This window comes from Pseudoalteromonas rubra (assembly GCF_005887115.1).
GTDB lineage: Bacteria > Pseudomonadota > Gammaproteobacteria > Enterobacterales > Alteromonadaceae > Pseudoalteromonas > Pseudoalteromonas rubra_F.
Map to the genome: position 1 here is coordinate 1 of NZ_PNCJ01000067.1, position 3,510 is coordinate 3,510.

At 47.5% G+C, this 3,510-nt stretch carries 3 protein-coding genes and 1 pseudogene; all 4 read right to left on the bottom strand.

The genetic code is table 11. The features are described from left to right. Positions 1 to 197: 197 nt before the first annotated feature. Entirely contained in the window at positions 198 to 719 is a 522-nt protein-coding gene (locus tag CWB98_RS23050) for a CC0125/CC1285 family lipoprotein (RefSeq protein ID WP_138546934.1), read from the bottom strand. Between the two features lie 46 nt (positions 720 to 765). Continuing rightward, positions 766 to 1,698 carry a hypothetical protein gene (locus CWB98_RS23055; protein WP_138546935.1) on the bottom strand — a complete coding sequence of 311 codons (933 nt, stop codon included), beginning with the start codon at positions 1,696 to 1,698 and terminating at the stop codon, positions 766 to 768. Then, positions 1,695 to 2,789: a hypothetical protein gene (locus CWB98_RS23060; protein WP_171045740.1), complete on the bottom strand. Its 1,095-nt coding sequence runs from the start codon at positions 2,787 to 2,789 to the stop codon at positions 1,695 to 1,697. Before CWB98_RS23060 ends, CWB98_RS23055 begins: the two co-directional genes overlap by 4 nt. Before the next feature lie 372 nt (positions 2,790 to 3,161). Next, positions 3,162 to 3,510, bottom strand: a pseudogene (locus CWB98_RS23065) (transposase); the annotation flags it as partial.

A 3,510-nucleotide genomic window follows, 5' to 3' on the forward strand; every position in this document is an offset into this window, starting at 1 on the left:
TGTATGGTACATTGGAGACAACCTACCATCAGTCCAGCTGGTTTGACCGTAACAGCAGCGAAATGGGTATCAATGTGAGCCTCGCCTATCGGTTCTAACCCAACCCTATGTACCTGTATTACAGTGCAGATAGATACATTCAGCGAGATAAGGCTTTGCTGCCTGGTCTCGCTGAATGACCAATAAAGCGGATTTACCTAAACGCCAAGTATTTGCTGCTCACTCAGCTGATATTTTGCCTGTATCTCGTCAATACATGCCTGTGTATTGTGATGGAAGGCACGGACCTCGTTTTGCAATGTCATCAGCGAAAACAGACCGCTGAACTGACCACAAGCCAGTGTTTTTGCGTCACTTTGAGTTGCTGGTAGTATAATATCCAGATAGACACTGGGCTTGCTTACATATACACCTGGTGTGCCTGCATAGGAACGCGATACATTGGCAGAATGGTTGGAGCTGGTGAAGGTATCAGCACCGTGCTGCTGAGCAATTACCGCACTGCGCAAAAGCGCAAAGTCGATGGCCTGCTCCAGTGACACACTGCCGTTACCTGAGTAATGTACCCGGTAGCTGTTGTCGTTCAGTTTTTTCTCGGAATATCCGCCACGAATACCCATAGACTGATACGACACGGCGCTGCATCCCACAGCGGCCAAAGTGATACACACTAAACTAAGATTTTTTAAAGACTTCATTACTGTTACATCTGTTTCCATTTATATTCGTTGCGGGCAAACTCAAATCAGTCTGCCCGTTTGCTTTTTACGCCTGTAGCGCGGTTTCCTCATCAAAGCCCTGTGTGCGAATGCGGGTCAGGAGCTGGCTGAGTAGCTCGTCTTCCAGGGGGGCAACTGGCGCATCGGGCAGCAGATGTGTGACATTGCCAAACCCCGGATGGCTGAAATCCGGGTTGGGCAGGCCGTGCTGAGCACGCAGTGCCAGTAACATTAACGCGGCGTAGGGGGTAAACTGCCAGTTCCCGTTGTCGAACTCAAAAAAGCACTTGCTGGGCGGTGCGGCTACCTGCGCCACCTGGTCGTCGCATAAGCGGGTCAGGTGGGCCGTGAGCAGGTCTAAATCCTCCGTATTCCAGTCCGCAACAATATCGGCATAGGCAAATCCATCCACTATCGGCGTCATGGATTTGCTGCCGTTTGCGGCATCAAACAACAGAATTATCAAATCCCCGATATGGCTTTTTGAGCGGTTCACCCAGTGTCTGGGGTAGCCAACCTCAAACAGCCGGAAGATATGGCAGGCATGTTTAGACTGTTGCAGGATCACCGCAATGGCCAGATAAAAGACGCTGTCTGGTGATACACCTCTTTCGCGCTCTCTGTCAAAGCGGGTCACAAAGCGCTGAGACTTAAAGTATTCAAAAACACAATCTAAGTATGCATAACTCAAACTGTGACCGACATATGTTAAGCTAAGCTGCCCGTCTTGAACCAATAATTTTTGTGCCTGCAACTCATAGTAATCAATTGGTATTTTTATCTCGCTGATAAACAGCTCCCAAGGTAAAAATGGCAGACGATCATTCACTGCTGGTTCCCTTTTCACGCAGCCTCGGTCAATATAATGCATCAGATCGGTTTTGTTATCTTCATATACCCTTTGATACTTTTCAGGGTATTTCAATGCTCGCTTGCGCTCACGATTAAATTTTTCAAGTGTTTTTGCTTTATCCGTCATGGTTTTCCTACTGGTACAAGGGTTACGGTTGCAACGCCTATTTGACTTGGGTCAGGCGCATTATCTTTTGTCACAGGCCTAGGCACGTTTACTTTTGCGAACATTGGTGTCAATGAAAAGCCATGGTTATCCATCAAATCTACGATTTCTTTAGCATATTCTTTGGCCTCTGGTGAAACGTCTTTATTCGCAATTTTACCTTTGGCAGCGTCCCTCATCCATTTTTCAGTCCTGTTATACAAATCTAAATCATCTGGATCGGGGAAGTCTCCTCTGATACTGGACTTCACTTCCACTACCCAAATAGTTTTGTTTCCTCTGTCAATCGCAGGCAAGTCAGGACCGTTGTTAGAGCCGTTTCTGATGATATCTTTAAATGGCAGACCTGTGCTTTCCTCTAAAATCTGTTTTGCAACTTGTTCACCATAAAAGCCGTCGTTATATTTGCCAACGTGAGAAGCTTTTACTTTAGTTATAAAATCAAACTCTCCTGTCACATCTCCAAGATTAAGACGATTATCTACGACATTTACAACATTGATATCGCTACTCGGCGTGCCTTGTTTACCTGAGGCTATATTGTCTTCGATATCTTTAAGCATTTTTGCTGACAGAACATCATTGCGCTTCAGATAGTCAAGCATCTCTTCAAACGTTTTAAAGCCTGGGATTGCCTTACCAATGATGCCGCCAGCGGCCTGTTCTATCAGCCATTCCTCTAGCATTTCCTGACCCTGTTCAGGGTTTTTGCCCATGGTGTCGTAAATTTCATATAGCTCATTGGCGGTCAGGGCAATGTCAATGCCTTTGAGCACCATCAGACCTAGCGGAATTAAAAACAAGCAGTTATGTTGAGCCGCATTTTCTGCTGTCATGGCTGCCAGATTTACATCACTGTTGGCAATTAGCGCTGCAGTTGCGCCGCCGAGCTTGGCCAGATCGACTCCCACCGCGGTTAACTTAGCCATCTCCTTGTTAAAATAACGCTGAGCCCCTTCTGATTTGTAGAAAGCCTCAATCTCAGCATCACTATACCCAGCGTCGCTTAACAATTTGGCACGTTGCGCTTCTTTTTGGTAAAACTCGTCCAACTTCTTGGCCTTGTAGGTATCGGCAACCAATTCACCAACTACCGCGCCGCCAGCCCCTGTGAGGCAGCTTTCACTGCCTCCACCAGAAGCTTGTCCAGCTTCACTGGTTGCAACGCCAAGAATACAACCCGCACCAGCGTGCGCCAGATAACGGGGAACCGAGGACACCCACCCTAAATTGGTTCGGAGTACCGGGGCTACGTTCTAAATTGAAGTGTAAAATGATTAGACCACGCGCTTCCTGGATGCACTGAGCAATGAAAGCAGTCAGTTCATTCACGAAAGACTTGAAAACAGTCGGGTTCGAAATATACGAATACGCATCCTGTCTGAGTTAGGATAAGTCGAAACGACACAGAAGGAGGAGAGGAACTAGGCCAATAGGCGCTCGCATTGCATCAGATTAGCGCGTCGCTTTTTCTCCAGATGCTCACAGTAATCTGTCATTGCCTGTTTTCGCCCTACTGCACCATGAAACACTTTGGTAAATCGGGTGGTAAGTTTAAGCCAGTTATCTGGCTCTATTTGCAACCGGGTCAGCAGCGGCTGGTTATCACTGATATACCCTCGTTTGTCTGCCCGCATACACCGGCCTGTTAATTCAACCAGCTGAATATAGTAGGTCAGCTCAAACGGGAGGCCACTTGGCCTGTTGGCTCTGGGGTTGCCTGCAAAGCGTCGCAAGCTTTTAGGTTGCTTGCCCTGTCGTGCGCACTCAATG